The organism is Cyanobium sp. T1B-Tous, from assembly GCF_024345475.1.
Taxonomy (GTDB): domain Bacteria; phylum Cyanobacteriota; class Cyanobacteriia; order PCC-6307; family Cyanobiaceae; genus Cyanobium_A.
Genome location: NZ_JAGQBE010000040.1, coordinates 1 through 25,060 on the forward strand (window position 1 = coordinate 1; position 25,060 = coordinate 25,060).

The following is a 25,060-nucleotide window of genomic DNA, read 5'->3' on the forward strand; positions in this document are numbered from 1 at the left end:
CGGCCAGGGCTTCGAGCACCTCCGCCTCGTGGTTGGCCAACAGGGTGCCCAGGCGCTCAAGCTGCTCCAGGCGCCAGGCCAGGCTGCGGGTGTGGCCCGCGTCCACGGGTGCCCGCATCGCCGCGATCGACATCACCAGGGGCGGGGTGGCGGTGAGGGCTGGGGGCAAGGGTTTGGAGCTGGGGCCCCCACGCTGGCAAATGGACGGGTCGTCTGTGGGGGCTCAGAGCCAGGCCAGATCCGCCTGGTGCTGATAGGCGTCTCGGTAGGCCTCGCGGATCCGGTCCAGGTGTTGCTGGATGGTGGGGTGCTCCAGGTGCTCGTGGAGCAGCACAACCGCATCGAGATCGCTTCCGCAGGGGAGTGTTGGGTCGTCGTCGATCGTTTGCCCTGGCCGGTGCAGGGGGTGGTGATCGGAACGGGAGGGGCGTGTGATCGGGTAGCGCACCAGCCCCACGGCCACCCAGTCGCCGAAGCGGAAGGGCACGCGGCTGTCTTCCCAGCCTGGGGGCAAGGCCTCCAGGCCGTTGATCACCGCCAGATCCAGCACCCGTTCGCGCAACAGCTCCAGCGTGCGCTGCTCCCCGTGCCAGGGGCGGGGTAGGGGACCCGCTGCCCCCACCGCCTGCAGGGTCTCGCTGTTCCAGGCGTTCCCCAGCCAGCGCAGCTGGCCGCCGGCCTGGTTCAGGCGCAGGAGTTGGGAGGCCTGACGCAACGAGCGCAGAATGTTGAGGTTGGTATGGGCCCGGTAGTGGCCGTTGGCCTTGCGGAAGTCCAGGCCGAGCTGCTGGCTGGCATGTCGGTAGAGCCGTGAGATGGAGCTCTGATCGCAGCGGGTCAGGGCTGCCACGTTGCCGGTGCTGGCGGTGATCTCCAGCAGATCCAGCACCGGTATGCCGTCGATCAGGATGTCGCGCACGCCGATCTCCCATCCACCAACCGACCGTATGGATCGGTCCCTCGCCTCCAAGGGCCGGCTACACCCTTCTGGGTAGGCGGGTACATGTATTCATCTGCTGGGTGGACCGATTCACCCGTGGGCTTCAAGTTGGCTGGGGCGGAGCCTTGGGAAAGAGCAGCCGCACCTGGGCACCGCCCAAGTCCGAAGGGCTGATGTCCAGGGTGCCCCGGTGGTTGTCCATGGTGGTTCGCACCACAAACAGGCCCAGGCCGCTGCCGAGGGGTTTGCTGGTCTCGAGGGGTTCGAGGGCCGCCTCCGGGGCCTGGAATCCGGGCCCGTTGTCGGCCACGGTCAGCACCACGGTGTCGCCGTCGTCCTGGAGGCTCACCGCGATGGTGGGAGGCCCTGCGCCGAGGTCGGCCCTGTCGATTGGGGCCTCCTCGAGGGCCTCAAGGGCGTTGCGCAGCAGGTTGACGAGGGCGATCTGGATCTGGGCGGCGTCCCCCATCACCGGATGGCTCGCCTCCAGCCCCTCACGCCGCACCGTGATGCCGGCCGCCTTGAGGCTGGGGGCGACGTAAAGCAAGGCGCTGCGGGCGACGTTGGCCAGGTTGAGCCTCTGGTGGTGGGTCTGCACGTTGCGCAGCAGGGTGCGCATCTTCTCGATCGTGGTCACCACGGCATCGGCGTTGTCGGCGATGGAGCGCAGGTAGCTGCCCAGGGCAGGGGGCAGGGGCACGTCGCTCTGATCCAGCAGCAACTTGCTGTTCAGCAACAGGGTGCTGAGGGGCAGGTTGATTTCATGGGCGATGGCGGCGGCCTGGAGGCTGCTCTTGAGTTTGTCCTCAAGCACCAGCACGGTTTGGGCATCCTTGAGGCGCTCCCGCTCGATCGCCTCCGCCAGCTGTCGTCGGGCCTGGATCAGCCGCTCCACCAGAGCCGCGAAGGCCTGGGACACGGCCTCGATTTCGGTGGCGGTGCCTTCGGGCAGTTGGGCTTCAAAGCTCAGGGCAGCGTCCCGCTGGCCCACCTGCGCTGTGGCGCTCTGGCAGCGCCGGCGCAGCAACTCCAGCGGGGCCAGCAGCCAATCGCCCACCCGGATGGTCACCACCACGGCGGCGGCCACGGCGGCCAGGCTCAGCAGCAGGGCGATCAGGGCATGGCGCTGACTGGCTTGCACGATCTGATCCGAGCGGATGGCCGTGATCAGCAGCCAGTTCAGGCCTTCCGCCTGGCCCCAGGGATGGAGGTCCACCAGGTAGGTGGTGCCCTTGAGGTGGAGGACCGGTTGGGCGCCCTGCCGGTTGGGCCCAGGGAGTGCCGTGGCCTGGGGTTGCAGGCTGCCGGTGGGCGTCTTGACGAAGAAGCGGCGGCTCGTGGCCTGCAGCAGGGGGTCGGGGAGCTGGTCGAGCCGCACCCGCTTGGTGGTGGCGCCCTGGCCGCTGCTGGTGAAGCCAGGCCTGGAGCTGGCCACCACCATGCCGTCCCGTTCCACGATCAGGGCAAAGCCCTTCTGGTCCTGCCACACCTCCGCCAACCAGGTGTTGAGCTGGCTGAGCACGAAGTCGACGCCGATGACGCCCAACAGCTGCCGGCGGGAGTCGTAAATCGGCTGGTTGTAGGAGATCGCCAGCACCTCGGGCTTGTCTTCCCACTGGTAGATCGAGCTCCAGGTGGCTTTGCCGGCCTTCACGGTCTCGACGTACCAGGGCTCCTCATGGGTGGCGGTCATGCCGGACACCTGCTCCAGCAGCCGGCCCCGCGCCCCTTTCGGGCCGAGGGCGTAGATGCCGAGGGTGCCCTTGCCCAGGGGGCTGGTGAGGGCGTCTTCGTTGAGCACGAAGGCTCCGCTGTCGAGCCGCTCCACCCCGAGAAACTCTCCCCGGGGATTGCCCCAGTTGATGTAGCCCACGGGGAACTGCTGCATCTGGCTCCAGAACCGCTGCCCCATGGCGTCGAAGTCGCGGAGTGAGAGTTGCCCCTGCTCGATGGCGAGCACGTTGAGGTTGTTGATCAGCCGTGGCGCCATCAGGCGGCTGGAGAGCTGGTCGGACAGGTCGGTGATCGCGTCCTGTTGGCGGTAGGCCTCGGCGTGGCTCAAGCCGCTGCGCTGGCCGCTGAAATAGGCCAGGCCACCCACGGCGCCGCTCACCAGCAGCAGCTGCAGGCTGGTGGCCCAGATGATCCGCTGGCGCAGGCCTCGGCTCTTCATGGCATCTGCTCCAGATGCAGGGCGGCCCGGCGTACCAGTTCGGCGCCGCTGCATCCCAGTCGGCGGGCAATGGCCTTGCGGTGGGTTTCCACCGTGGCCAGGGATAGTCCGGTGCTGTGGGCGATCACCTTGTTCGCCAGCCCCCGGCCGATCAGGGTGAAGATCTCCCGCTGGCGGGGGGTCAGTCCCTTCACCCCTGGGAGAGGCGCGGGCTGGTCCCCCCGGGACTCCAGCAGGGCTGTTTCCAGCACGCCCTGCAGGGTTTCGTAGGTGGAGGTCTTGTCGACCACGGCCACCAGCATCGGCTCCAGGTCTTCGGGGCACACAAAGCTGCTGGCCTGGGCCGAGAGCACCAGCGCCTTGGCTTGGGGCTGGAGCATCCGCAGGAACCGGGCCACGCTTAGGCCGTCTCCGTCGGGGAGGGCGAGATCGAGGATCAGGGCGTCTGGGCGGTGCAGGCGGCAGGCTTCCAGGGCTCCATGGCACGTGGAGGCCGTGGCCACCACCTCAAGCCCATCGAGACCTTGCAGCATCTTGCAGAGCAGCTGCAGGAACATCACCTGGTCTTCCACGATCAGGCAACGCCGAGGCACCAGGTTCTGTCCACTGGCAGAACTTTGCCTGGGGACAAGGGCCCTTGGCTGCAGAAGCGGTGCCAGCTCCACAGGTTGTAAGCCCTTGACGAGACTTGAACTCGTGACCTCTCCCTTACCAAGGGAGTGCTCTACCGCTGAGCTACAAGGGCGTGTGGAAGGTGGGCCGGGTTGGATTTGAACCAACGTAGGCAGAGCCAGCGGATTTACAGTCCGCCCCCATTAACCACTCGGGCACCGACCCGAACCACACCCAAAGAACTTACCAGCCGGGGGTTCCTCCCCTGGCGCCGCTGCCTACGATCGCCGCAGTGGAGACCGGATCGCCGGCGGTTGTGATGCGCCTGCTGCTGCTGAACGGTCCCAACCTCAACCTGCTGGGCCAGCGGGAGCCGGGCCTCTACGGCGCCCAGACCCTCGCCCAGATCGAAGCCGACCTAGGCCGCCAGGCCGGGGAGCTGGGGGTGGAGCTGGAGTGCTTCCAGAGCAACCATGAAGGGGCCCTAGTAGATCGCATCCACGCGGCCCGCGGCCAGGCCGATGGCCTCCTGATCAATGCCGGCGCCTTCACCCATACCTCGATCGCCCTGCGCGATGCGCTGCTGGGGGTGGCGATCCCCTTCGTGGAGCTGCACTTGAGCAACGTGCACGCCCGTGAGGCCTTTCGCCACCATTCCTATCTGGCCGACAAGGCCCTGGGGGTGATCTGCGGCTTCGGGCCCGCCAGCTACGGCCTGGCCCTGCAGGGGCTGGTGAGCCATCTGCACGGTTTGCGATGACGACCCGGTCTGCGATGACGGCCCTGCTGGAGAACCCCACGGCCCGGGTGAAGTGGCTGGCGGCCCCGAGCTGTGCCAGCTGGGTGGAGCAGGCCCAGGCGCGCCCCGATCTGGTGCTGATCGACCACGCCCACTGCGAGCGCAAGGCGGCCGGCGTGGCCCTGCAGCTGATGTTCCGCTACCCCGCCGATGCAGGCTTGGGAGCGCTGCTCAGCCCGCTGGCCCGCGAGGAGCTGGAGCACTTTGAGCGGGTGCTGCAGCTGCTGCAGCGGCGCGGCATGGCCCTGCGGCCCCTGGCGGCCCCGGGCTACGGCGCTGCCCTCTCGGCGCAGGTGCGCAAGGCGGAACCCGAGCGGATGCTGGATTCCTTCCTGGTGGCTGGCTTGATCGAGGCCCGCAGCCACGAGCGCATGGCCCTGCTGGCGGCCCACAGCCCCGATGCGGAGCTGCAGGATCTCTACGGCGAGCTGCTGGCCAGCGAAGCCCGCCACTTCGGGCTCTATTGGGTGCTCTGCGAAGAGCGCTTCGGCCGGGAGGCCACCGTGGCGCGGCTGCAGGAGCTGGCGGTGGCAGAAGTGCAGGCGCTCAGCGGGGATCTCGCCGCCGCAGACCAGGTGCGCATGCATTCGGTGGGGGTGGGTGCAATCTGAGCGGCCGGGGTCAGACTGGCCGGAGCGCATCGGGATCGATCGGATCTCGCCGGGTCTGATCCGTGGTGTCCGTTGGCGTTGGGTTTGGGGCCTGCTCCTGGTGGCTGGGCTGATTGGGCGAGTCAGTTTGTTGGGTTTTGGGGCTCGCCCGGATGCTTCCAATCTGCAGCCGGTGGTGGTGAGCGAGCAGCTCGTGCGGGAGCACCCCACCATCAGCTGCGGCATTCATGTGGATCAGATCTATGAGCTGAATCTCAACTCCCGCACCTTTACGGCGGATGGTCAATTCTGGCTGGTGTGGCCTGCCGCCGTGCAGGACTTGATGACGGCCCATGCCACCACGCCGCTGGATCTGGTGCGCATGCTCAACCGGATCGAAACCTGGGACTCGACCTTCGACGTGGCCACGCCTTCTCCCGTTCCCCTGTCCGGCGGCCGGCAGTATCAGCTTTACACCTTCTCCAGTCGTTTTTACGACGACACCATCAGCTTCCGCCGCGATCCCTTCGACTCCCTGAGCTTGCCGATCATCCTGCAGGCAGCGCAGCCTTGGATGGCCAACAAATATGCCGACATCCGGATGATTCCGGAGCGGCCCATGGGGGCCCTGGTGGGGGAGTCGGGCGATCTGAGTGGCTATGAACGGGGCGGCGCCAGCTTCAAGCCCTATCTCTCCCGCGCCACGACCCGCTTTGGCGGTTGGTTCCAGCCCGTGATGGCCCAGATGCGGCTGGAGATGGTGTACCGAACCAATGTGTGGTCTGCCCTGATCAATTGGGTGTTGCCCTTGATGATCGTCAACTCAATCGTGTTGATGGCACCGTCGGTGGAGGGCTCCCTTGGCGATGTGCGCTTGGCGATCCCCTCAACCGCCCTGCTCACTTTGATTTTTCTGCAGCAGTCGTATCACAGCAGTTTGCCAAAGCTCCCCTATTCCACCCTGCTGGATGATTTGTTCGCCTGCAGTTATCTGGTTGCGATGACCCTGTTTGGCCTGTTTGTTTGGGGTACGAATCTCTACTCGGCTGCCGCTGAGGATCAGAAAGTGGCGGTGATGGAGCGGATCAACCGCGTCGATCGTCGTTTCCAGTGGTGTTCGCTGCTGGCCTTTGCGGTGGTCGCGGCGTTGAGCTGGTGGCGGCCCTGAGGGCGGCGAGGGCACCCTCAGGCCGTGGCGAGAAGTTGGTCGAGCAGGGGGTAGTGGCTGGCGATCGGATCGCCGGTGAACTGGGCCACCCAGCCCTCCGGATTGTCAAAGAAGCGCAGGGCGCAGAAGTGGGGCTCGGGCCCCATGTCGAACCAATGGCGGGTGCCGGCGGGTACGGCGATCCAGTCCCCCGCCTCGCAGAGCACCTGAAGCACCTCCTCGCCCAGGTGAAGGCAGAACAGGCCGCGTCCCTCCACGAAGAAGCGCACTTCGTCTTCGCTGTGGGTGTGTTCAGCCAGGAATTTCTGCCGCAGGGCGCTGCGATCGGGATGGTCCGGCGTCATCCGGATCGCATCCACCGTCGGGTAGGCCCCGCCGGCCTGCACCCGGGCCACCTGATCGGCGTAGGCCTCCAGAATCTGCTCCGGGCTGGCCTCGGCCGGCAGCACCGCCTGGGCGTCCCAGCGCTGGAAGGCGATGCCGCGGGCGGCGAGCTCCCGCTGGATCGCCTGGCCGTCGCGGCTCAGCAGGCTGGCGTCCCGCTGGCTGGGTGGGCCCTGGTGGATGGCCAGAAGAGTCACGGCGGTTGCTGGGCTGGACTGTTGCCAGCCTAGAAACAGGCTTCTTCCGAGGATTTGAATCTGACGTTCGACGGTGCCCAACCGGTGGCGGGTCTCACCCTGGTGGGTGTGGGGCCTGGAGACCCCCAGCTGCTCACCGTGGCGGCGGTGCGGGCGATCGGGGCCGCGGCGGTGGTGGCCTATCCGGTGGCCCGGCTCGAGGCCGACGGGATGGCGGCCCGGATCGCCGCTCCCTGGATGGGCCCGGAGCAGCGCCGCTTGCCCCTGCTGTTCCCGATGGTGGCGGAGGCCGAGCCCCGGCGGCAGGCCTGGCATGCCGCCGCCGATGCCCTGGCCGCGGAGGTGGCCGCCGGCCAGGCCGTGGTGCTGCTCTGCGAGGGCGATGCCTCCCTCTACGCCAGTGCCTCCTATGCCCTGTTGGCCCTGGCGGAGCGCCATCCCACCTGCCCGGTGGCGGTGATTCCCGGCATCACCGCGGTGGCCGCGGCCGCGGCGGCCGCCTCCTCCCAGGGGTTGCCCTGGCCCCTGGCCCTGCAGCAGGAGGCCCTGCTGATCCGCCCCACCCCGGAAACCGCCGGGGAGTTGGAGGCCCTGCTGGAGCACGCTGCCGGGGAGGGCACAGTGCTGGCCCTGCTGAAGCTCGGGCACCGTTGGGCCTGGGTGCGACCCCTGCTGGAGGCCCGGGGGCTGCTGGCCGGCAGCCTGTTTGCCCAGCGCGTGGGCTGGCCCGACCAGCTGCTGGCGGCGGCGGCCGCCGTGCCCGCCGAGGAGCAGCCCTACTTTTCACTCCTGTTGATCCGTCAGGGCTGGCCGGACGTGTTGCCCTGAGGCTGGGGCCGTAGACGGGCCACGCCGTTCTGGCCAGACTCGACCTGATCGCCCGCGGCAGCATGACCCCGATCGACTGGTTGGCCCTGGTGCATCCGGTGCTGATCATCCTGTTCGTCTACCCGGTGGTGGGGGCGACGATCCGGCTGGGCTTGCTGGCGCGGGAGCGGCGGCTTGGCCAGAGCAAGCAGCCGGTGGCCGTGCCGAAGGAGCATGCCGACCATGGCCGTTGGCTGACGGCCGGCGTGGTGGTGGCGGTGTTGATCGCGCTGCTGTTCTCGTTTCTCAACCGCTGGTTCGATCCGGCTGCCGCCTTCCCTGGAGGGGCGGGGCGGCTGGTGCTGTTGTTGCTGGTGGCCCTGGGTTGCGTGCTTGCCCTTCTGGCCCTGTGGCATGTGCGTCACCCGGCCCTGCGGGCCACCTTTGCCCTGTTGCTCTGGGCGGGTCTGTTGGGCCTGGGCAGCCAACCGGAGATCTGGCGCGTCAGTGACAACCCCTTCAGCGCAGGGTTTTGGGGGTCCCATTACTGGAGTGGCTCCCTCCTCGTCGGTCTGCTGTTGTTCGCGATGGCGGCCCGGCCGGAGATCCAGCGCTCACCCCGCATGCGGCGGTTGCATGTGAGCGCCAATGTGCTGGTGGCCGTGTTGCTGGCGGTGCAAGGCATCACCGGCAGCCGCGACCTGCTGGAGATCCCCCTCAGCTGGCAGAAACCGGCGATCTATGCCTGCGACTTCACGGCCCGCCGCTGTCCCCAGGGTCAGGCGCAGGGTCTGGATGGAGGGCCTGGTTCACCAGGCTTCGCCGTCCCGCTTGCGGTGGTGGGGGCGGCCAGGGCAGTTGGCTGAGCACTGCCAGCAGGGCCAGCCATTCCGGAGGAGCCTGCCGATCGGGCAAGGCCCCCGCCCTGCTGAACAACCAGCGCCGCAGGGCGAGCAGACCTTGGGAATCGCTTGGATCCCAGTCCACGCTCAGTGGCGGGCCGATCGGCCTGGTCAGCGATGACAGCGGAGGTTTCGCCAGAGGCTTCAGGGCCAGGGCCGGAACGCCGCTGGCCCCCCCGGCGGCACCTGCGAACACCAGTCGCCACCCCGCTCCCCCTGGCCAGGGCTTTGGACACTCCAGATCGGCGCCGCGCTCACTGATGGCCGTCAGCTGGGCGTGGCGACGCTGGCCCGTGGGCCCGAGCAGCTGAACGTCGAGGCGCAGGCCCAGCCAGGGGGTGGGATCGGGGCAGGGCCGATCCCAGCAGACCCGCAGGGCCACCAGCAGGCCCAGCAGATTCAATCCCGCCCAGGCCAGCCCCAGGCTCTGGCCAGGGCTGATCGGGCCGGCCAGCACGGCCCGGATCAGGGCGCCCAGGTTCAGTCCATTGAGCAGCAGGAGGGCGAGCAGGGGAAGGCCCAGCACGGGGGCGATGCCGCCGCGCTCGCGCACCCGGTGTTTGGGGGTGATGCGGAAGGGCTGCACCCGGCCCCAGAGGCTGAGCAGCACCGTGGTGGCGAGGGGCACCGTCAGGGCCCAGCCGGGCAATTCGGCCAGCAGGGCATGGCGGCTGCCGCGGTTGAGCCAACCCACACTCAGCAACAGGGCCAGCCAGAGGGGGAGGAGGCGCTCCACAAGGGCCTCTGCGGTGACATGCACGGGCAGAACCCCCAGCAGGCCGAGGCTGAGGGGCATCAGCAGCAGCACCAGCCGGGGCACGGTGTTGAACCAGTGCAGTCCGCCTTCGAGGAAGGCCAGGCGTTGATGCCAGTGCAATCCGGCCACCCGCAGGGGCCCTTGCGGGAGCCGCAGGGCCTGAAGGGTTCCGGCGGCCCAGCGCTGCCGCTGCCGCACGAAATCGTGCATGCTCTCGGCGGCCAGGCCGGCACTGAGCTTTTCGCTCAGGTACTTCAGTTGCCAGCCTTGGCCCATCAAGGCAACGCCGGTGACGAAGTCTTCTGAGATGGCGGCCTCCACGAACCCTCCCACCGATGCGAGGGCTGCCCTGCGGACCACAAACGAGGTGCCGGCGCACACCACCGCGTCCCAGGCGCTGCGCACGGGCTCAATCCAGCGGTAGAAGCTCTCTTCGTCGGGCAGCAACCAGCGTTCCAGCCCCAGGTTGCGCATCACCGGATCGGCGTTGAAGAAACACTGGGGGGTTTGCACCAGGCCCACAGCCGGGTCGAGCAGCAGGCCGATGGTGCGGTTGAGGAAATGCTGCTGGGGCACGAAGTCGGCATCGAACACCGCCACCAGCTCGCCGGCGCCCAGGGCCAGGCCGGCGTTGAGATTGCCGGCTTTGGCATGCAGCCGCTGGGGCCGGTGGTGGTAGCGGCAGCCATGGGCCGCGGCGAGCGCTGCCACCTCGGGCCGCCCCGCGTCATCGAGGACCCACACCGTGCGCTGCGGATAGGAGAGGCTGCCGCAACCCACCAGGCAGCGCTCCAGCACGGGTAAGGGTTCTCCGCAGGTGGGAATCAGCACATCCACCCAGGGCTGCCAGTCGCTCGCCTGCCAGCGGGCCTCTGCAGCATCGGCCTCGGCGCGGCCATCGCTGAAGCGGCGCCAGGCCAGCAGCAGCGGCAGCAGACCGCTGAGCAGCAACCAGCCCTCCGCCAGCAGCAGCAGCACACTCAGGCTGGCCGCCAAGGGGCTGTTGAGGTTGAGGCTGGCCGTCACCCGCCAGTGCAGATAGCGCAGGCTGAACAGGGCCAGCAGCACCAGCAGGCTGCGGCGCATCCACAGGGGCCGGCTCGCTTCCGGGCGTCGGCTGAGCCACAGGGGCCAGAGCAGCAGCAGCCAGGGGAGCCAGAGCTCCGCAGTCATCCCAGGCCCGCTGCAGCGTTCTCGAGCAACGCTAGGGCGGTGTCCGGGGTGGGGGCCCGCATCAGGGCATGGCGCAACTGGGGTGCGCCGGGGAAGCCGTTGCAGGTCCAGCCCATGTGCTTGCGGGCGATCAGCAGGCCGTGGTCGCCCTTGGCCGCCACCAGGGCGCGCAACTGCTCGGCCGCCAGGGCCAGCTTCTCGGCGGGCCCCGGAGTGGGCGGGACTGGCCGGCCGCTGAGGGCCGCATCGAGCTGGCCCACCAGCCAGGGGGCGCCCATGGTGCCCCGGCCCACCATCACCCCATCGGCGCCCGTCTGGGCCAGGCAGCGCACCGCATCCTCGGGGCTGTGGATGTCGCCGTTGGCAATCACCGGAATGGCCAGGGCGGCCTTCACCGCGGCGATGGCGCCCCAGTCGGCCTGGCCCTTGAAGCCCTGCTCGCGGGTGCGGCCGTGCAGGGTGAGCAACTGGGCGCCGGCGCTCTCCAGCTGGCGGCACCAGGCCACGGCCGATGCCTCGGGCGCCCCGCACCAGCCCAGCCGGGTTTTCACGGTCACCGGGATGGCCACCGCCGCCGCCACGGTGTCGACGATCCGGGCCGCCAGCGCGGGGTCGCGGATCAGGCCGCTGCCGCCGCCCTTTTTGGCGATCTTCTTCACCGGGCAGCCCATGTTGATGTCGATCAGGAAGGCGCCGGCGGCCTCGGCGCGCCGGGCCGCTTCGGCCATGGCGGCGGGGCGGTGATCAAACAGCTGCACGCCGATCGGGCCGGCTTCGCTGGAGAGCTCCTCCACCTTCTGCAGCCCGAAGCCCAGCTCCAGGCTGGTGGCATTCACCATCTCGGTGAACAGCAGGGCATCGGGGGCCCAGCGGCGCACCAGCGCCCGGAAGATGCGATCGCTCACCCCCGCCAGCGGCGACTGCAGCACGCGGCAGCGCAGGGCGCGGGGCGTGCCACGGCCGGCGAGCTCAAGGGGGGGTGGGGCGGTGATCATGGTGATCCGATTGTCGGACTCCAGGCTGATGCCGTCCGCCGAAGCCGCCCCCATCCCCGTTCCCTACCCCCTGAGCCGCCAGTTGCTGGACGCGGTGTTGGCCGATCGCCTCAGCGATCGCTTCGTGTGTGAGCTGATCTGGCCGCGCCTGGGGTACGCGCAGAACGGCTCCGGCACCTGGAGCGCGGGCCCGGCTGCGGGCGCCCTCTGGCGGGAGTCCTTCCCCGTTGAACCCCAGTTCATCGCCGAGCGACCGCCCAGCGTGGCCCTCACCCGCTCGATCGCCAAGCCGCACAAGCAGCTGCTCAAGGAGCAGCTGGGCTTTGGCGGCTACACAATCGGTGAGCTCTACCCCCGCCGCACCCGCCGCGCCACCGCTGTGAACTGGCTGCTGGCCCACCTGGCGGAGCGGGGCGAAGCCCTGGCCGAGGCTGGTCCGCTGCCGCCGCTGCTGGATCAGCCGGCCGATCCGGTGGTGGGCCATCCCGGCGATCTGCCGATCTCCTGATGGCTGCCCCTGGGGCTGCTCTGTAGGGTCAAGACAGGACAGACGTAGGAATACCTTCCTTGGCCTTACCGGTCGTTGCCATCATTGGCCGCCCCAACGTGGGCAAATCCACCCTGGTGAACCGGCTCTGCCGCAGCCGCGAAGCGATCGTGCACGACCAGCCCGGCGTGACCCGCGACCGCACCTACCAGGAGGGCTACTGGGCCGATCGCACCTTCCGGGTGGTCGACACCGGCGGCCTGGTGTTCGATGACGACAGCGAGTTTCTGCCGGAGATCCGCGAGCAGGCCAACCTGGCCCTGGCCGAAGCGGCCGTGGCCCTGGTGATCGTGGACGGCCAGCAGGGCTGCACCGCCGCCGACCAGTCGATTGCCGAATGGCTGCGCGGCCAGGGGGTTCCCACCCTGCTGGCGGTGAACAAGTGCGAGTCGCCCGATGCGGGCCTGGCGATGGCGGCGGAGTTCTGGGGGCTGGGCCTGGGCGAGCCCTTCCCGATTTCGGCCATCCACGGCGCCGGCACCGGCGACCTGCTCGACAAGGTGGTGAGCTTCCTGCCGCCCAGCGAGGAGCAGGAGGGCGAGGAGGAACCGATCCAGCTGGCGATCATCGGCCGGCCGAACGTGGGCAAATCCAGCCTGCTCAACGCCGTCTGCGGCGAGAACCGGGCGATTGTGAGCCCGATCCGCGGCACCACCCGCGACACGATCGACACCACGATCGAGCGGGAGGGCAAAACCTGGAAACTGCTTGATACGGCGGGCATTCGCCGTCGCCGCTCGGTGAGCTACGGCCCCGAATACTTCGGCATCAACCGCAGCTTCAAGGCGATCGAGCGCTCCGATGTGTGCGTGCTGGTGATCGATGCCCTCGATGGCGTCACCGAGCAGGATCAGCGCCTGGCGGGCCGTATTGAAGAGGACGGCCGCGCCTGCGTGGTGGTGGTGAACAAGTGGGACGCCATCGAAAAGGACAGCCATACCATGCCGGCGATGGAGAAGGAACTCCGCGCCAAGCTCTATTTCCTCGACTGGGCGCCGATGCTGTTCACCTCGGCCCTCAGCGGTCAGCGGGTGCAGGCGATCTTCCCCCTGGCCCTGCTGGCGGTGGAGCAGCACCGCCGCCGCGTCACCACCTCGGTGGTGAACGAGGTGCTCACTGAAGCGCTCAGCTGGCGCACGCCGCCCACCAGCCGGGGCGGCCGCCAGGGCCGGCTCTACTACGGCACCCAGGTGGCGGTGCGGCCCCCCAGCTTCACGTTGTTTGTCAACGAGCCCAAGCTGTTCGGCGACACCTACCGCCGCTATGTGGAGCGCCAGATCCGCGAAGGGCTGGGCTTTGAGGGCACGCCAATCAAGCTCTTCTGGCGTGGCAAGCAGCAGCGGGATGCGGAGAAAGAATTGGCCCGCACCCAGAACCGTGGGCGGTGAGACTGGGCGCTTGAGGGAGGGCCTGTGAGGAGGCGCGGCTGAGTGGACGTTCTGCGCCAGATCCCCATCGGCCAGTACGCCGCCCCCGATCCGGCTGAGCCGGCTGGGGGCGCCAGCTGGCTGCGCCGGCTCGACCCGCGCCTGAAGTTGGCCTGGAGCCTGGTGTTCCTGGTGACGCCGATCCTGGCCGGACCGCTCTGGCGCCTCAGCCTGGTGGGCCTGCTGTTGCTGATCACCGCCGTCAGCGGGCTGAGCTGGCGGCTGTGGCGCCGCAGTCTGCCCCTGCTGCTGGCCCTGGCCCTGCTGGTGGGTGGTCTGGCGGCCCTGTTGCCCGCCGGCTCGGCGCCGCCGGCCGCGCTGCAGCGTCCCCCGGCCGAACTGCGGCTGGAGCCCGGCCCGCCTGGCAGTGCGCCGCCGGAGCGCTCCGGCACGCCCTGGGTGCTGCTGCGCCAGGGCCCCCTGGTGGTGACCCGGCGCTCGGCGGAGCTCGGCCTCAACGGCGCCACCTTGCTGTTCACCCTGGTGCACAGCGCCAACCTGCTGCTGCTCAGCACCTCCCCCGAACAGCTGGTGTGGGCGATCAGCTGGCTGCTGGCCCCCCTGGCACGGCTGGGCTGGCCGGTGGAACGGCTGGGTTTCACCCTGTTGCTGGCCCTGCGTTTTCTCCCCCTGGTGCAGGAGGAGCTCCAGAACCTGTTGCGATCTGTTGCAACCCGCGCCGTGAATTTCAAGCGCCTGGGCTGGAAGGCCGGCCTCGGCCTGGTGTTGGCGGTGGGGGAGCGGCTGCTGGCCAATGTGCTGCTGCGGGCCGAGCAGGGAGCCGAGGCGCTGCTGGCCCGCGGGGGCTGCTGGCTGCCGCCCCAGCAGTTGCATCGCCCCGCCTCGGGCGCGGGCCGCGCCCTGCTCAACGGCACGGCGGCGGGATTGCTGCTGGGGGTGCTGGTGCTGCGTTGGAAAGTCGGTGACCTTTAATGGCCCGAGACCGACCGCACTGGCAAGCAACCCATTGGCAAGCAACCCATTGGCGAGCAACCCATCGGTGAACAGCACATTGGTGACGAACGAGCGCTATCTCAACCATCCGACGTTCGGGATGCTCTACCGGGTGGCTCCGGTGGCCGAAGGTCGTGATCTGTTCGCCACCCTCTACGCCCAGCGCATTTTCTTTGTGGTCACCCTGCAGCCCCGTGGCGCCACCTTCGAGGTGGTGCCCCTGATGGATGCCCGCCACTACGCCGAGCAGAATCTGGCCCGGGCCCGCCGTGAAAGCCCGGAGGTCCACGCCCACTGGCGTCAGTTGTTTGACCAGACCTTCATCTGATTCTCTGGCGGAGCGATTGGCCCTCCTGCGCGCCGAGCTGCCGCCGGGCTGCCGCCTGTTGGCGGTGAGCAAGGGCCAGCCGGCGGAGCGGATCCGTGAGGCGGTGGCCGCCGGCCAGCGCAGCTTTGGCGAGAGCCGGCTCCAGGAGGCCGTGGCCAAGCAGGCGGAGTTGGCTGAGCTCGAGCCCCTCGACTGGCATTTCATCGGCCGGTTGCAGGCCAACAAGGCCCGCGGCGTGGTGCGCCATTTCGGCACGATCCACTCCCTCGACAGCCTGGCGTTGGCCCGGCGTCTCGCCCGCCTTGCCGCCGAAGAGCAGCGCCAGCCCGCGGTGCTGTTTCAGGTCAAGTTCCGCCCCGATCCCGCCAAGACCGGTTTTGAGCCCGCTGAGCTGCGGGAGCATTGGCTCGAGCTGGCCGGGCTGGCACCCCTGCGGCCCGTCGGCCTGATGACCCTGCCTCCCCTCGGGCTCACGGCGGAGGAGCGGGGTGGGTTGTTTGCCGAATGCGCGGCCCTGGCGACGGAGCTGGGGCTGCCGGAGCGCTCGATGGGCATGAGCGGCGATTGGCCTGAGGCGGCCGCGGCAGGCAGCACCTGGGTGCGCATCGGCAGCGGTCTGTTTGGGCCCCGACCGGCCCTGTCGCCCTGATCAGCGGCTGGGTCGTCCCGCGCAAGAGCGCCAAATTTCCTGCTGAAACCCTTGCCGCCATTGGCGTGGGACGCTATTCAGGTGGAAAGCTTCCTGAGAGGTTCGCTCCGTGTCGTTGTTCTCCCGCCTGCGTGCTGTTGTCTCCGGAGACGACTATCTCGATGGCGACTACGACGATGAGCTCGATTACGACGGTGGCGAGCTGCCCGAGCCCAGTTACACCAGCCGTTCCAGTGCCCTGGCCCTGAGCTCGGATTTCTCGGCTGACGACCCCTTCGCCGGCACCAACGTGATCGGCATGCCCGGCCTGTCCACAGCCGCCGCCGAGGTGACCCTGATGGAGCCGCGCAGCTTTGATGAGATGCCCCGCGCCATCCAGGCCCTGCGCGAGCGCAAGACCGTGATCCTCAACCTCACGATGATGGAGCCGGATCAGGCCCAGCGCGCCGTGGATTTCGTGGCTGGCGGCACCTTCGCCATCGACGGCCACCAGGAGCGGGTGGGCGAGAGCATCTTCCTGTTCGCCCCCAGCTGCGTCACGGTGACCACCGCCGCCAGCGAGGAGGCCTCCTCCCCCACGATCGTGTCCCGGGACAGCGAGCCCCAGCAGGAGGCTGCCCCCAGTCCGGCCTGGGGTCGTCAGGACGCCGCCATCTAGGGCACCCGTGACGCCAACCTTCGGCGTGGTGGGCCTGGGCCGCATGGCCCAGGCTTTGCTGTTCCCGCTGCTGGAGGCGGGGCTGGTGCCCTCGGATGGGGTGCGGGCGGTGGTGGCCAGCGAAGCTTCCGCAGCGGCCCTGCGTCAGGCCCACCCTGGCCTGGCCGTGGACACCGATCCCACCGCCGCCTGGGCCGCGCCGGTGGTGCTGCTGGCGGTGAAGCCCCAGCAGCTGGAGTTGGCGGCCCAGGCCGCCGCTGGTGGCTCGGGGGGGCTGCTGATCTCGGTGTTGGCGGGGGTCACCCTGGAGCGGCTGCAGCGCCTGTTCCCGCAGCGCCAGTGCGTGCGCGCCGTGCCCAATACGCCCGCCCTGGTGCGGGCCGGGCTCACCGGCTTGGCCTTTGGGGCGGGCGTTGAGCCAGACCAGCGCCAGTGGGTGCGGCAGCTGTTCGTTCAGGTGGGTGAGGTGCATGAGCTCCCAGAACCCCAGCTCGATGCGTTTCTGGCCCTCACCTCCTCCGGGCCGGCCTTCGTGGCGGTGGTGGCCGAAGCGCTCGCCGATGGTGCCGTGGCGGCCGGGCTGCCGCGGTTGCTGGCCCAGCGGCTGGCCCACCGCACCCTGGCCGGCAGTGCGGCCCTGATGCTGGAGCGGGATCTCCACCCCGGTGAGCTCAAGGACATGGTGAGTTCCCCCGGTGGCACCACCATCGCCGGCCTGCGCCAGCTCGAGCAGGCCGGGTTGCGCTCTGCCCTGATCGAGGCCGTGGTGGCGGCTGCCCAGCGCAGTCGCGAGCTGGCCTGAATGTCTGGCTTGTGGGCCGCCAGGCTCAGCCTTTCGAGGCGCCCAATCGGGGTTCGGTGCCGGCCAGCAGCCGCTGGATGTTGCTGCGATGGCGCCACACCACCAGCACGGTGGTGAGCAGGGCCAGGGCCAGGTAGGGCCAGCGCAGGCCCAGGCCCTGGTCGGCGAACCAGCCCAGCATCAGCAGGGGCAGCGACAGGGCGGCCACCACACTCGACAGCGACACGATCCGGCTCAGGCTCAGCACCGCCAGGAAGATGCCGAAGCAGGCCAGGCCCACCGGCCAGGTGAGCCCAAGCAGCATGCCCAGCCCCGTGGCCACGGCCTTGCCTCCCTTCCAGCCCAGCCATACCGGCCAGATGTGACCGGCCAGGGCCGCCAGGCCGGCCAGCACCACGCCAACGCCGAAGGGATCGAGCACGGCCTTGGCCAGCAGCACCGCGGCGCTGCCCTTGAGCACGTCCACCAGAAACACCGCCAGGGCAGGGCCCTTGCCCACCACCCGCAGCACGTTGGTGGCGCCGGTGGAGCCGGAGCCCTCGCGGCGAATGTCGAGGCCAGCCAGCCAGCGGCCCGCCAGGTAGCCGCTGGGGATGGAACCCAGCAGGTAGCCGGCGAGCAAGAGGGGCAGGGTGATCAGGTGGGGCATGGCAGGGAGGTCAGTAGGGCTCGTCGCTGGCGAGTTCGCCGGGACCGGCGGCGAAGGCCAGCCACACCGGGAACTGCAGGATCGGGATGTCGATCACCTGCTCGCCCGCATCCACCACGATGAAGGGCAGCTCGCCCCGCTCTTCGAGGCGGTCGGCCCGCTCCACCAGGGCATCGGCCCGTTCGAACAGCACGATGCCACTGGTGGGGCCGAAATCCTCCCGCGACAGGCCCAGGCAGTCCTGCAGCCCCCGGCGCCATTCCCCCAGGCGCTCCGGCTGGCTGGCCAGCACCAGGGTCTGGAACCGCTCGCCGTAGAGCTCGCCGAGGATGGCGATGGCGGCGGCGGTGACCAGGGCATTGCGGCTGCGGCTGCCGCAGCTGGGTTGGGCGCCCCGGCCCCCTTGCCCCAGGAACCAGTCGTCCAGCAGGGCGGCGCCACTGGGCTCGAGGGTGCGGCGCAACTGCCAGGGATCGGCGTAGAAATCCGGTTGGCCGCCGAAGCCGGCCAGGCGCTCGCGGATCAGGGCTTCGTCCTGGCTGAACAACCCCGCAGCGGCCACGGGGGTGCCGGGTTCGGGGGCAGGGGGGGCGCTGGCCTGGTCGAGGGGGGAGGGCTGCACCAGCACCTGCTGGGGCACCAGGTCCACCTGCTCGGCCGCCACGGCCAGATCCTGCAGGGCGCCCACCAGGTAGTCCTGGAAGCCCTTGAGCCGGCGGGCCACCCCATCGGCCTGGCCGGCGAAGCTGCTTTCGATCTCCTTCTGGATCAGGCTGCGGCGGCTTTCGAGCTGCTGAATCTCCTCCTGCAGGGCCTGGCGCTGTTGGCGCAGTTCCGTGAGGGCCCATGCCGCCCAGTCGGATTCAGGGCGCGCGCCATCCGGGCTTGCGACGTCTGGGGATGCGACATCCGGGCTTGCGACATCCGGGCTTGCCACCGGAGAGCTTGCCGCTTCAAGACTGGGGGCTTCAGGGCTGGGGTCGTCAGGGCTGGGGCCTTCAGGGCTGGGGGCTTCAGGCATCGCTGGGGGGATCGGAATGCTCCGGGGGGCTGAGCTGGCTCAGGTGCTGCTCCAGTTGCTCGCGCAGTGTGGCGGCATCGAAGAGCACTGGCAGCAGGTGAATGCTGGCCTGTTCACGGAAATAGAACAGCACCGGCACGCCGGGCCAGAAGAGCTTCCAGCCCAGCCAGGCGGCATAGGGGAAGCGGCGCAGCAGGCTCTGCTGGCGCCACACCAACAGGGCATCTGGGCCGAACTCCAGCCGCAGCAGCCAGGTTTGCAGCAGCAGAAACAGGCCGAACACGGCCACCGCCAGGCTCAGCCAGGGGGCGCCGCCCCAGAGCGGCCCTAGGCCAAGGCAGGCCAGTGCCAACACGATTACCCCGAGGGGCACGCCGATGCGCGGGGCCAGAACGACGCCGCTGGAGCCAGGGGACAGGGAAACCATCAGCTGAACAGCAACTTGGTGAGCAGGGCGTCCATCAGGGCGACGGTGACCAGGATCATCACCACGGCACCGGTGGTGCTGGTGCCCACCTCCTTGGGACCGCCCCGGGTGGTGAGCCCCCAGCCGCAGGCAATCACGGCGATCTGCAAGCCAAACACCACCGCCTTCAACAGCATCGATGGCAGGTCGTCAGGCTCCATCCAGGTGCGCACCGAGTTCCAGAACACCGCTGGCGGGATGCTGTACAGGAGGGTGCTGCTCACCTGGCCGGACCAGATCCCCACCCAGAAGAACAGCAGGCATTGCACCGGCGCCATGATCACCATGGCCACGACGCGGGGTACCACCAGGTATTCCACCGGGTCGGTGCGCAGCATGGTGATGGCGTCGATCTGTTCGGTCACCTTCATGGTGCCGATCTGGGCCGCATAGGCCGTGGCCACCTTGCCGGTGAGCAGGGTGGCGGTGAGCAGGGGCGCGATTTCCCGCGACAGCCCGAGGGCGAGCAGTCCGCCCACGGTGGCGCTGGCCCCCTGTTTGGACAGCTCGGCTGCCACCTGGATGTTGAACACGGTGCCGGCCGCCAGGGCGGTGATCAGCACGATCAGGAAGCTGCCTGGCCCGGCTTCCATCAGCTCCTGCATCAGGTCGTTGAAGCCGATGCGCCCCTTGGCCACCGCACTCATCGCCTGGCCACCGATCAGCAGGCTGGCTCCCAAGCGCAGCAGCCAGCGGGGGGCCTTCAGCCAGACGGGACGCTTCATGGCTGGAGGGCTGTCATGGCTGGGGGCCGGTCATGGCGAAGTGGGCTGGTGCAGATGCAGGCCTTTCTCAGGCCAGCGTCGCATCACCAGGAGGCCAACGACGATCAGCACGGCCGGAATCAGGCCCATGCAGAGGCGGATGGTGGCGAGGGCGGTGCCTGGTTGCACCAGGCCTGCGCTGGCTTGGTAGCCACTCAGGCTGAGCACGTTGCCGAGGGCGAACACGGCTACGCCGATGCCCAGTTTCTGGGTCACCACCATCCAGGCGGTGTAGAGCCCGGCGGGCTTGTCAGGGTCGGCGTCGACCGCATCGGGCAACAGGGCCCAGGGGATCAGGTAGGCGGTGGAGGCCCCGAGGCCGGTCACCATGATCGTGAGCAGCAGCAGGCCCACGCCGATGCCATTGCTGACGCTGGCCAGGGGCGCGGTGTTGGCATCCAGGGGGATCAGCAGGGTGGCCCCGACGCAACCGGCGATCCACAGGCCCGTGCCCCAGCGCAGGGCACAGACGCGACCATGGCGGCCCGCCACCCGGCTCCAGAGCTGCAGTCCGGCCAGGGCGCTGAGCTGGAAGGGGATCAGGATCCAGGTGCTCCAGCTCTCGGGCAGGTGCATCACCACCGCCAGGAAGATCAGCGACACGGGCTGCATCAGCTGCAGGGCACACCACAGCAGCAGGTAGAGCCCCAGCACCTTGACAAAGCGTGGGTTGCCGGCGATGCGGCGCAGCTGGTGGCGGATCGGTTCGGGCTGGCTGGTGGGTCGCTGGCAGGTGCGGGCAAAGGGGGCCAGGCCCCAGCAGCACAGCAGGGTGAACACGGTCAGGGTGAGCCCGGACACCAGGCCCATGCGCAGGTAGCCCGAGGCGCCCTGGCCCAGCAACAGGGCGCCGAGCACCAGGCCCGCCAGGCCCGCCAGGATTGAGCCGGTGAAACGGCTGGCATTGAGCTCGGTGCGCAGCTGGGTGGAGCTTGTGAGTTCGGAGGCGAGGGCGGAATAGGGGAGGTTGACGCCGGTGTAGAGCGCCATCGCCACCAGCTGGATCGCCACCAGCACGGTGAACTTCTGCCAGTCGCCACCGGGAGGCACCCACCACATCGCCACCAAGGCCAGGCCGAGGGGGATGGCGCTGCCGGCCATCCAGGGCAGACGGGGCCCCCAGGCATGTTTGGTGTGGTCGCTCAGCCAGCCCACCAGAGGATCGTTGATGCCGTCCCACACCTTGAGCACCATCAGCACCAGGCCTGCCATCCAGGCCGGCAGCCCCACCACGGCGGTGTAAAAAACGAACAGATAGAAGCCCAGCTGGGTGGCCGCCATGCCGGTGCCGATGTCGCCCAGGCCATAGCTCCAGACCAGTCGCCGGCGAGCCCCCTTCCCCAGGGATGCAGGAACTGCCGCTTGGGATTCAGGCGTCAAGGACGGCAGTGGCGGTCTGGGGGCGCAGGCCATAATGCAGCAGCTCCAGGATTCGGACCTCCCGGCGGAGGCGCGAACCGGAGGTGGCACGGTACATCCGTACTGCTGCGGGCGTAGTTTAGTGGTAAAACCTCAGCCTTCCAAGCTGATGATGCGGGTTCGATTCCCGCCGCCCGCTTTCTCTCCTGCCTTCATCCGGCGTCTTCCCCCGGCATCGTCACCGGGGCTCCACGGTGGAGCCAACGCGCACCGTGGAGCCCCGGTCGCTGGCCAGCACCTCGATGCCGCAGCGGATGCGCTCCCGGAGGCCGCCCACGTGGCTGATGATGCCGATCAGGCGCCCCCCTTCCCGCAGGCGGTCGAGTTCGTCCATCGCCAGCTGCAGGTTGTCGGGATCCAGGGTGCCGAAGCCCTCGTCGATGAACAGGGCCTCCAGCCGCACCCCGCCCGCATGGGCCTGCACCGTGTCGGCGACCCCGAGGGCCAGGGCCAGGGAGGCCTGGAAGGTCTCGCCCCCGGACAGGCTGCTCACCTCCCGCTCCTCGCCGGTGTAGGCATCGAGCACCCGCAACCCCAGGCCCGCCTGGCGTCCGCCCCGGCTGCCCCCATCGGTGAGCCGCAGCTGGTAGCGACCGGAGGTCATCAACTCCAGCCGTTGGTTGGCATAGCTGCAGATCTCCCCCAGGTAGGCCGAGAGCACCCAGCGCTGCAGGGAGATGTAGGGGGCGGCCCGGCCCTGGCAGCGGTCGGCCACGCCGCTGAGCAGCTGGGCCCGTTCCTGGATGCCGGCCAGGGCCTCGGCCCCCTGGCGGTGCTCGCCGGCGAGCCGCTGGATCTCGGCCTGGGCTCCCCGGGCCTGGGTGTCGCGCCGGGTGGCCTCCGTTCGGGCTCCGTCGGCCGCGGCCGTGGCGGCCTGGGCGGCGGCGGTGTCGGGCCGCGCCTCCGGCAGGTCGGCCAGATCGGCGCTGGCCAGCAGCCCGTTGAGTTCGATCACCTCGGTCTCGTAGGCCTGGATCCGTTGGGCCCAGTGCGCGCGCACGCTGGCCTCCTTCAGGGCCTGCTCCACGGCCTGGCCATCGGCAAACTCCGATGCGGCCAGGTCCTGGGCCAGGCGGCCTGAGGCCTGCTCCAGCCGACTCGTGGCCCCGGTGCTGGCCGCGGAGCTGGTGGCGAGGTTTTTCAAGGCCGTCTCCAGGGGCCCGAAACCCTGCAGCACCTGCTGGGGATCGACGCCCTCACCCAGGTCCCGGGCGATCGCGGCGCCCAGGCTGGCGGCCCGCTCGCTGGCGTCGGCGGCGCTGCGCGTCTGCAGGGCCAGCTCCGTGTTGGCGGTCTGGATGGTGTCCTGCAGGGCCTGCAACGCCTGGTCGTCGGCCTGGATCGCCTGCTCCAGGCTGCTGGCCTGCGCAGCCAGCCCCTGGGCTGCGGCCAGGGCCTCCGCTGCTCCCCGAGCAGCCGCTGCGGCCGCCTCGGGATCGGTGGCCGCCACGCCGGCCTTCTCCAGCACGGCCTTGCGTTCCCCCTGGGCTTTCTCCACGGCCACCGCGGCCTGTTCCGCCGCCCGGCTGGCGCCCTGCACCGCCCGCTCCGCTGCCGTGAGCGCCGCTTCGCTGCTGGCTGGATCGGTGGGCTGGGCGGGGGCGGGATGCTCGGGGGCGCCGCAGACGGGGCAGGGGGCGCCTGGCACCAGGCCCCCGGCCAGTTGGGCGGCCATACCGGCGATCTGACGCCGCCGGCACGCGTCCAGGGCGGCCTGGGCCTCGGCGCGTTGCCGGTCGGCCTGAACCTTGGCGGCGAGGCTGTCGCGTTCGCGCTGCTGGGCGGTGGCCAGGGCTTCCACCGCCCGGGCCCGTTCGAGGCCCTCCTGGGCGGCCCGCTGCAGCCCGTTGAGCTGATCCCCCGCCGAGCGGGCCTGGGCCAACGCCTCAGCGGCCACCTGCCGGCTCTGCTGCCGTTGCTCCCGGTTGGTGAGGCTGCGCTTGAGGAGCTCTTCGGCCTGGTCCGCGGCGGTGCGGGCCGCCGCTGCCTTGGCTCGGGCCTGCTCCGCCTCCTGGGCCTGGCTCACCAGGGCCGCCACTTCGCTGCGCCGCACCGCCAGGTCGCTGCGGGCTGCCGCCAGTGCTTCCAGGCTGGGCAGCGCCATCAGATCGAGCACCTCCACCGATAGCGGCAGGGCCTGGGCGCCATCGCGGGCCCGGATTGTCTCCAGTCGCTGGCTGTGGAGGCCGCTCTGCAGGGTGGCCAGCGCCTCCCGCGCCTGCCGTTCGGCCTCCACGCTCGGCCGCAGCTGCTCCGCCCGTTCCGCCCGGCCCAGGCGCTGGCGGTAGTCCTGCACCGCCGGCTGCTTGGCCTCCAGGTCCGTCAGCCGGGCGCGGGCCACGGCCCGGCGATCCCAGCGGTCCGCCAGCTTGTCCATCGCCGCCTGGGCTGTTTGGGCCGCGTTGAGGTGGGCACCGGCCTGGGTGAGGCAGGCCGCCGTGCTCGCCACCACGGCGGCGATCCGCTCCACCAGCCGCTCCAGATCGGCCTGGGTGGCGGGCTCGGGCTCGGCTTCGGTTTCGGGCTCCAGGGCGTAGGGGCTCCAGGCGTGGGCGGCCTGGCGCCGCAGCACCTCCTGGGCCCGGGTCTGTTCGGCCACGGCGATGCGGCCGGCCTTGGCCCTGTCGTCGAGCCAACCGGCGGCCTGCTCAAACATCACCGTGTCGAAGAGGGTTTTGAGCAGGGCTTCCCGCTCCTCCGCCCGGGCCCGCAGCACCTCGGCGAACTTGCCCTGGGGCAGCAGGATCACCTGGCGGAACTGGCCCACATTCAGCCCCACCAGCCCTTCCACCTCCCGGCTCACTTCGGTGGTCCGGCTGGCGATCGGCTCCCACTCGCCCCCAACCAGCCGGAACAGCACCCCCTGGGCCGCCTTCTCGGTGGTGCCGGCCCCGCGGGACTTCAGGGCGGTGTAGGCGGGGGAGCGCTCCACCCGATAGCGGGCCCCCCCGGCGGAAAACTCCAGGCACACCCGCGGCACCGCCGCCGGGTCGGCGTGATCCGATCGCAGGGCCTTGATGCTGCGATCCCCCGACACCTCGCCATAGAGCGCAAAGCACAACGCATCCAGCAGGAAGGTCTTGCCGGCGCCGGTGGTGCCGTGAATCAGGAAGAGCCCCTCCTGGCTGAGGGCGTCGAAGCCGATCTCCACCGGGTCGGCGTAGGGGCCAAAGGCCTCGATCTGGAGCCGATGGGGCTTCACCGCTCCCCTCCCCGGCCAACGGCTTCCAGGGCCTCCTGCAGGAGCTGGGCTTCGGCCGGGTTGGCCTGGCGTCCCTGTTGATCCGCGAAGAAAGCGGCTGCCAGCGCCAGGGGGGAACTGGCCTCGCGCACCTGCTGGTTGCGGTTGCTGGCCGTGGAGCGGAGCACCTCCGGGGGGCGGTGGCGCAGCTCGGCCACATGGGGGAAACGGGTGTGCAGGCGGGCCATGGCCTGCAGGGGCAGCACCTCATCGGTGAGGACGACCCGCACCCGCGCCTCCTCCGCGTCGGCGTACTGGGGCGCACGGCACAGCTCCTCGAGGCAGCCCTCGATGGTGCAGAGCTTGCGCCCCACCCCCAGGGGCACCCGTTCCACACTGGCGTTGCCGGTGGCATCGAGCTCGACAATCCGCACCGATTTGGTGTGGTGCTGCTCGGAGAACGAGTAGGGCAGGGGGGTGCCGGAGTAGGCCACCCGGGGACCATCCAGTTGCTGGGAGCCATGCAGATGCCCCAGGGCGACGTAGTCGAAGCCGGCGAAGGCTTCCACGCTCACCCGGTCGACGTTGCCGAGGGTGAGTTCCCGCTCCGACTCGCTGGTCTGCCCGCCCGCCACAAAGGTATGGGCCACCAGCACGGCGTGGTGATCCGGCCGGCCCTCTCGATCCCGGCGGATCCG

The 25,060-nt window shown here is 69.8% G+C and carries 25 protein-coding genes and 3 tRNA genes; 13 read left to right on the forward strand and 15 right to left on the reverse strand.

Annotation, left to right across the window (positions count from 1 at the left end; all coding sequences use genetic code 11):
• Nucleotides 1-223: 223 nt before the first annotated feature.
• The 5 genes from KBY71_RS09885 to KBY71_RS09905 form a co-directional block, all read right to left on the reverse strand.
• Nucleotides 224-919 carry a hypothetical protein gene (locus tag KBY71_RS09885; RefSeq protein ID WP_254928747.1) on the reverse strand — a complete coding sequence of 232 codons (696 nt, stop codon included), beginning with the start codon at nt 917-919 and terminating at the stop codon, nt 224-226.
• Nucleotides 920-1,043: 124 nt separating this feature from the next.
• Nucleotides 1,044-3,113, reverse strand: coding sequence for a cache domain-containing protein (locus tag KBY71_RS09890; RefSeq protein WP_254928748.1), 2,070 nt, complete (start codon nt 3,111-3,113; stop codon nt 1,044-1,046).
• The gene (locus KBY71_RS09895; RefSeq protein WP_254928749.1) at nt 3,110-3,706 is read right to left on the reverse strand and encodes a response regulator transcription factor; all 597 of its coding nucleotides are present in this window, start codon (nt 3,704-3,706) and stop codon (nt 3,110-3,112) included. Before KBY71_RS09895 ends, KBY71_RS09890 begins: the two co-directional genes overlap by 4 nt.
• A gap of 80 nt (nt 3,707-3,786) precedes the next feature.
• Nucleotides 3,787-3,858, reverse strand: a tRNA-Thr gene (locus KBY71_RS09900).
• A 10-nt stretch (nt 3,859-3,868) separates the two neighbouring features.
• Nucleotides 3,869-3,950: transfer RNA gene (locus tag KBY71_RS09905), tRNA-Tyr, on the reverse strand.
• A gap of 94 nt (nt 3,951-4,044) precedes the next feature.
• Here KBY71_RS09905 and aroQ point away from each other — a divergent pair.
• The 3 genes from aroQ (at nt 4,045) to KBY71_RS09920 (ending at nt 6,282) form a co-directional block, all read left to right on the forward strand.
• Entirely contained in the window at nt 4,045-4,485 is a 441-nt protein-coding gene (gene aroQ / locus KBY71_RS09910) for a type II 3-dehydroquinate dehydratase (RefSeq protein WP_254928750.1), read from the forward strand.
• A complete protein-coding gene (locus tag KBY71_RS09915; protein WP_254928751.1) occupies nt 4,482-5,135 on the forward strand; it encodes a tRNA-(ms[2]io[6]A)-hydroxylase in 654 nt (217 codons plus the stop codon). The genes aroQ and KBY71_RS09915 overlap by 4 nt, the downstream gene beginning before the upstream one ends.
• A gap of 178 nt (nt 5,136-5,313) precedes the next feature.
• Complete coding sequence (locus KBY71_RS09920) at nt 5,314-6,282, forward strand: hypothetical protein (protein WP_254928752.1); 969 nt, start codon at nt 5,314-5,316, stop codon at nt 6,280-6,282.
• 17 nt (nt 6,283-6,299) lie between these two features.
• Here the strand turns inward: KBY71_RS09920 and KBY71_RS09925 are convergent, their stop codons facing one another.
• The gene (locus KBY71_RS09925; protein ID WP_396095248.1) at nt 6,300-6,863 is read right to left on the reverse strand and encodes a 1,2-dihydroxy-3-keto-5-methylthiopentene dioxygenase; all 564 of its coding nucleotides are present in this window, start codon (nt 6,861-6,863) and stop codon (nt 6,300-6,302) included.
• A 102-nt stretch (nt 6,864-6,965) separates the two neighbouring features.
• On the opposite strand from KBY71_RS09925, the gene KBY71_RS09930 reads away from it, so the two are divergent.
• Together KBY71_RS09930 and KBY71_RS09935 are read left to right on the forward strand one after the other, a co-directional pair.
• Complete coding sequence (locus tag KBY71_RS09930; RefSeq protein ID WP_254928767.1) at nt 6,966-7,691, forward strand: SAM-dependent methyltransferase; 726 nt, start codon at nt 6,966-6,968, stop codon at nt 7,689-7,691.
• 62 nt (nt 7,692-7,753) lie between these two features.
• Nucleotides 7,754-8,536: a DUF4079 domain-containing protein gene (locus KBY71_RS09935; RefSeq protein WP_254928753.1), complete on the forward strand. Its 783-nt coding sequence runs from the start codon at nt 7,754-7,756 to the stop codon at nt 8,534-8,536.
• Here the strand turns inward: KBY71_RS09935 and KBY71_RS09940 are convergent.
• Nucleotides 8,424-10,502: a glycosyltransferase family 2 protein gene (locus KBY71_RS09940; RefSeq protein ID WP_254928754.1), complete on the reverse strand. Its 2,079-nt coding sequence runs from the start codon at nt 10,500-10,502 to the stop codon at nt 8,424-8,426. The genes KBY71_RS09935 and KBY71_RS09940 overlap by 113 nt on opposite strands.
• Nucleotides 10,499-11,551: a tRNA dihydrouridine synthase DusB gene (gene dusB, locus KBY71_RS09945; RefSeq protein ID WP_396095251.1), complete on the reverse strand. Its 1,053-nt coding sequence runs from the start codon at nt 11,549-11,551 to the stop codon at nt 10,499-10,501. Before dusB ends, KBY71_RS09940 begins: the two co-directional genes overlap by 4 nt.
• Here dusB and KBY71_RS09950 point away from each other — a divergent pair.
• From KBY71_RS09950 to proC, 7 genes are all read left to right on the forward strand, one after another.
• Entirely contained in the window at nt 11,526-12,005 is a 480-nt protein-coding gene (locus tag KBY71_RS09950) for a DUF1823 family protein (RefSeq protein WP_254928756.1), read from the forward strand. The two genes, dusB and KBY71_RS09950, sit on opposite strands and share 26 nt — an antisense overlap.
• A 59-nt stretch (nt 12,006-12,064) precedes the next feature.
• A complete protein-coding gene (gene der / locus KBY71_RS09955) occupies nt 12,065-13,432 on the forward strand; it encodes a ribosome biogenesis GTPase Der (RefSeq protein WP_190389235.1) in 1,368 nt (455 codons plus the stop codon).
• Between the two features lie 42 nt (nt 13,433-13,474).
• Nucleotides 13,475-14,404, forward strand: a complete 930-nt coding sequence (locus tag KBY71_RS09960; protein ID WP_254928757.1) for a CbiQ family ECF transporter T component — start codon at nt 13,475-13,477, stop codon at nt 14,402-14,404.
• A gap of 82 nt (nt 14,405-14,486) precedes the next feature.
• Complete coding sequence (locus KBY71_RS09965; RefSeq protein WP_254928758.1) at nt 14,487-14,753, forward strand: PipX family protein; 267 nt, start codon at nt 14,487-14,489, stop codon at nt 14,751-14,753.
• 16 nt (nt 14,754-14,769) lie between these two features.
• Entirely contained in the window at nt 14,770-15,402 is a 633-nt protein-coding gene (locus KBY71_RS09970; protein ID WP_254928759.1) for a YggS family pyridoxal phosphate-dependent enzyme, read from the forward strand.
• Nucleotides 15,403-15,511: 109 nt separating this feature from the next.
• Nucleotides 15,512-16,060, forward strand: a complete 549-nt coding sequence (locus KBY71_RS09975; RefSeq protein ID WP_254928760.1) for a cell division protein SepF — start codon at nt 15,512-15,514, stop codon at nt 16,058-16,060.
• Nucleotides 16,061-16,067: 7 nt separating this feature from the next.
• Nucleotides 16,068-16,862 carry a pyrroline-5-carboxylate reductase gene (gene proC, locus KBY71_RS09980; protein ID WP_315858546.1) on the forward strand — a complete coding sequence of 265 codons (795 nt, stop codon included), beginning with the start codon at nt 16,068-16,070 and terminating at the stop codon, nt 16,860-16,862.
• A gap of 25 nt (nt 16,863-16,887) precedes the next feature.
• Here the strand turns inward: proC and plsY are convergent, their stop codons facing one another.
• Genes plsY through KBY71_RS10005 form a run of 5 tightly spaced genes read right to left on the reverse strand, consistent with a single transcriptional unit; the run spans nt 16,888 to nt 21,175 of the window.
• The gene (gene plsY / locus KBY71_RS09985) at nt 16,888-17,511 is read right to left on the reverse strand and encodes a glycerol-3-phosphate 1-O-acyltransferase PlsY (RefSeq protein ID WP_254928761.1); all 624 of its coding nucleotides are present in this window, start codon (nt 17,509-17,511) and stop codon (nt 16,888-16,890) included.
• 10 nt (nt 17,512-17,521) lie between these two features.
• On the reverse strand, nt 17,522-18,532 hold the full coding sequence (locus tag KBY71_RS09990; RefSeq protein WP_254928762.1) for a DUF3086 domain-containing protein: 1,011 nt from the start codon (nt 18,530-18,532) through the stop codon (nt 17,522-17,524).
• Nucleotides 18,525-18,959, reverse strand: a complete 435-nt coding sequence (locus KBY71_RS09995; protein WP_254928763.1) for a DUF3119 family protein — start codon at nt 18,957-18,959, stop codon at nt 18,525-18,527. Before KBY71_RS09995 ends, KBY71_RS09990 begins: the two co-directional genes overlap by 8 nt.
• Nucleotides 18,959-19,705 carry an ABC transporter permease gene (locus tag KBY71_RS10000; protein WP_190389290.1) on the reverse strand — a complete coding sequence of 249 codons (747 nt, stop codon included), beginning with the start codon at nt 19,703-19,705 and terminating at the stop codon, nt 18,959-18,961. Before KBY71_RS10000 ends, KBY71_RS09995 begins: the two co-directional genes overlap by 1 nt.
• A 48-nt stretch (nt 19,706-19,753) precedes the next feature.
• Nucleotides 19,754-21,175, reverse strand: coding sequence for an MFS transporter (locus tag KBY71_RS10005; RefSeq protein WP_396095256.1), 1,422 nt, complete (start codon nt 21,173-21,175; stop codon nt 19,754-19,756).
• Nucleotides 21,176-21,249: 74 nt separating this feature from the next.
• On the opposite strand from KBY71_RS10005, the gene KBY71_RS10010 reads away from it, so the two are divergent.
• Nucleotides 21,250-21,320: transfer RNA gene (locus tag KBY71_RS10010), tRNA-Gly, on the forward strand.
• A gap of 39 nt (nt 21,321-21,359) precedes the next feature.
• Here KBY71_RS10010 and KBY71_RS15135 read toward each other — a convergent pair.
• Nucleotides 21,360-24,383, reverse strand: coding sequence for an SMC family ATPase (locus KBY71_RS15135; RefSeq protein ID WP_315858547.1), 3,024 nt, complete (start codon nt 24,381-24,383; stop codon nt 21,360-21,362).
• Nucleotides 24,380-25,060: exonuclease SbcCD subunit D C-terminal domain-containing protein (locus KBY71_RS10025; RefSeq protein ID WP_254928765.1), on the reverse strand; the 681-nt coding region annotated here is incomplete at its 5' end. The genes KBY71_RS10025 and KBY71_RS15135, both read right to left, overlap by 4 nt.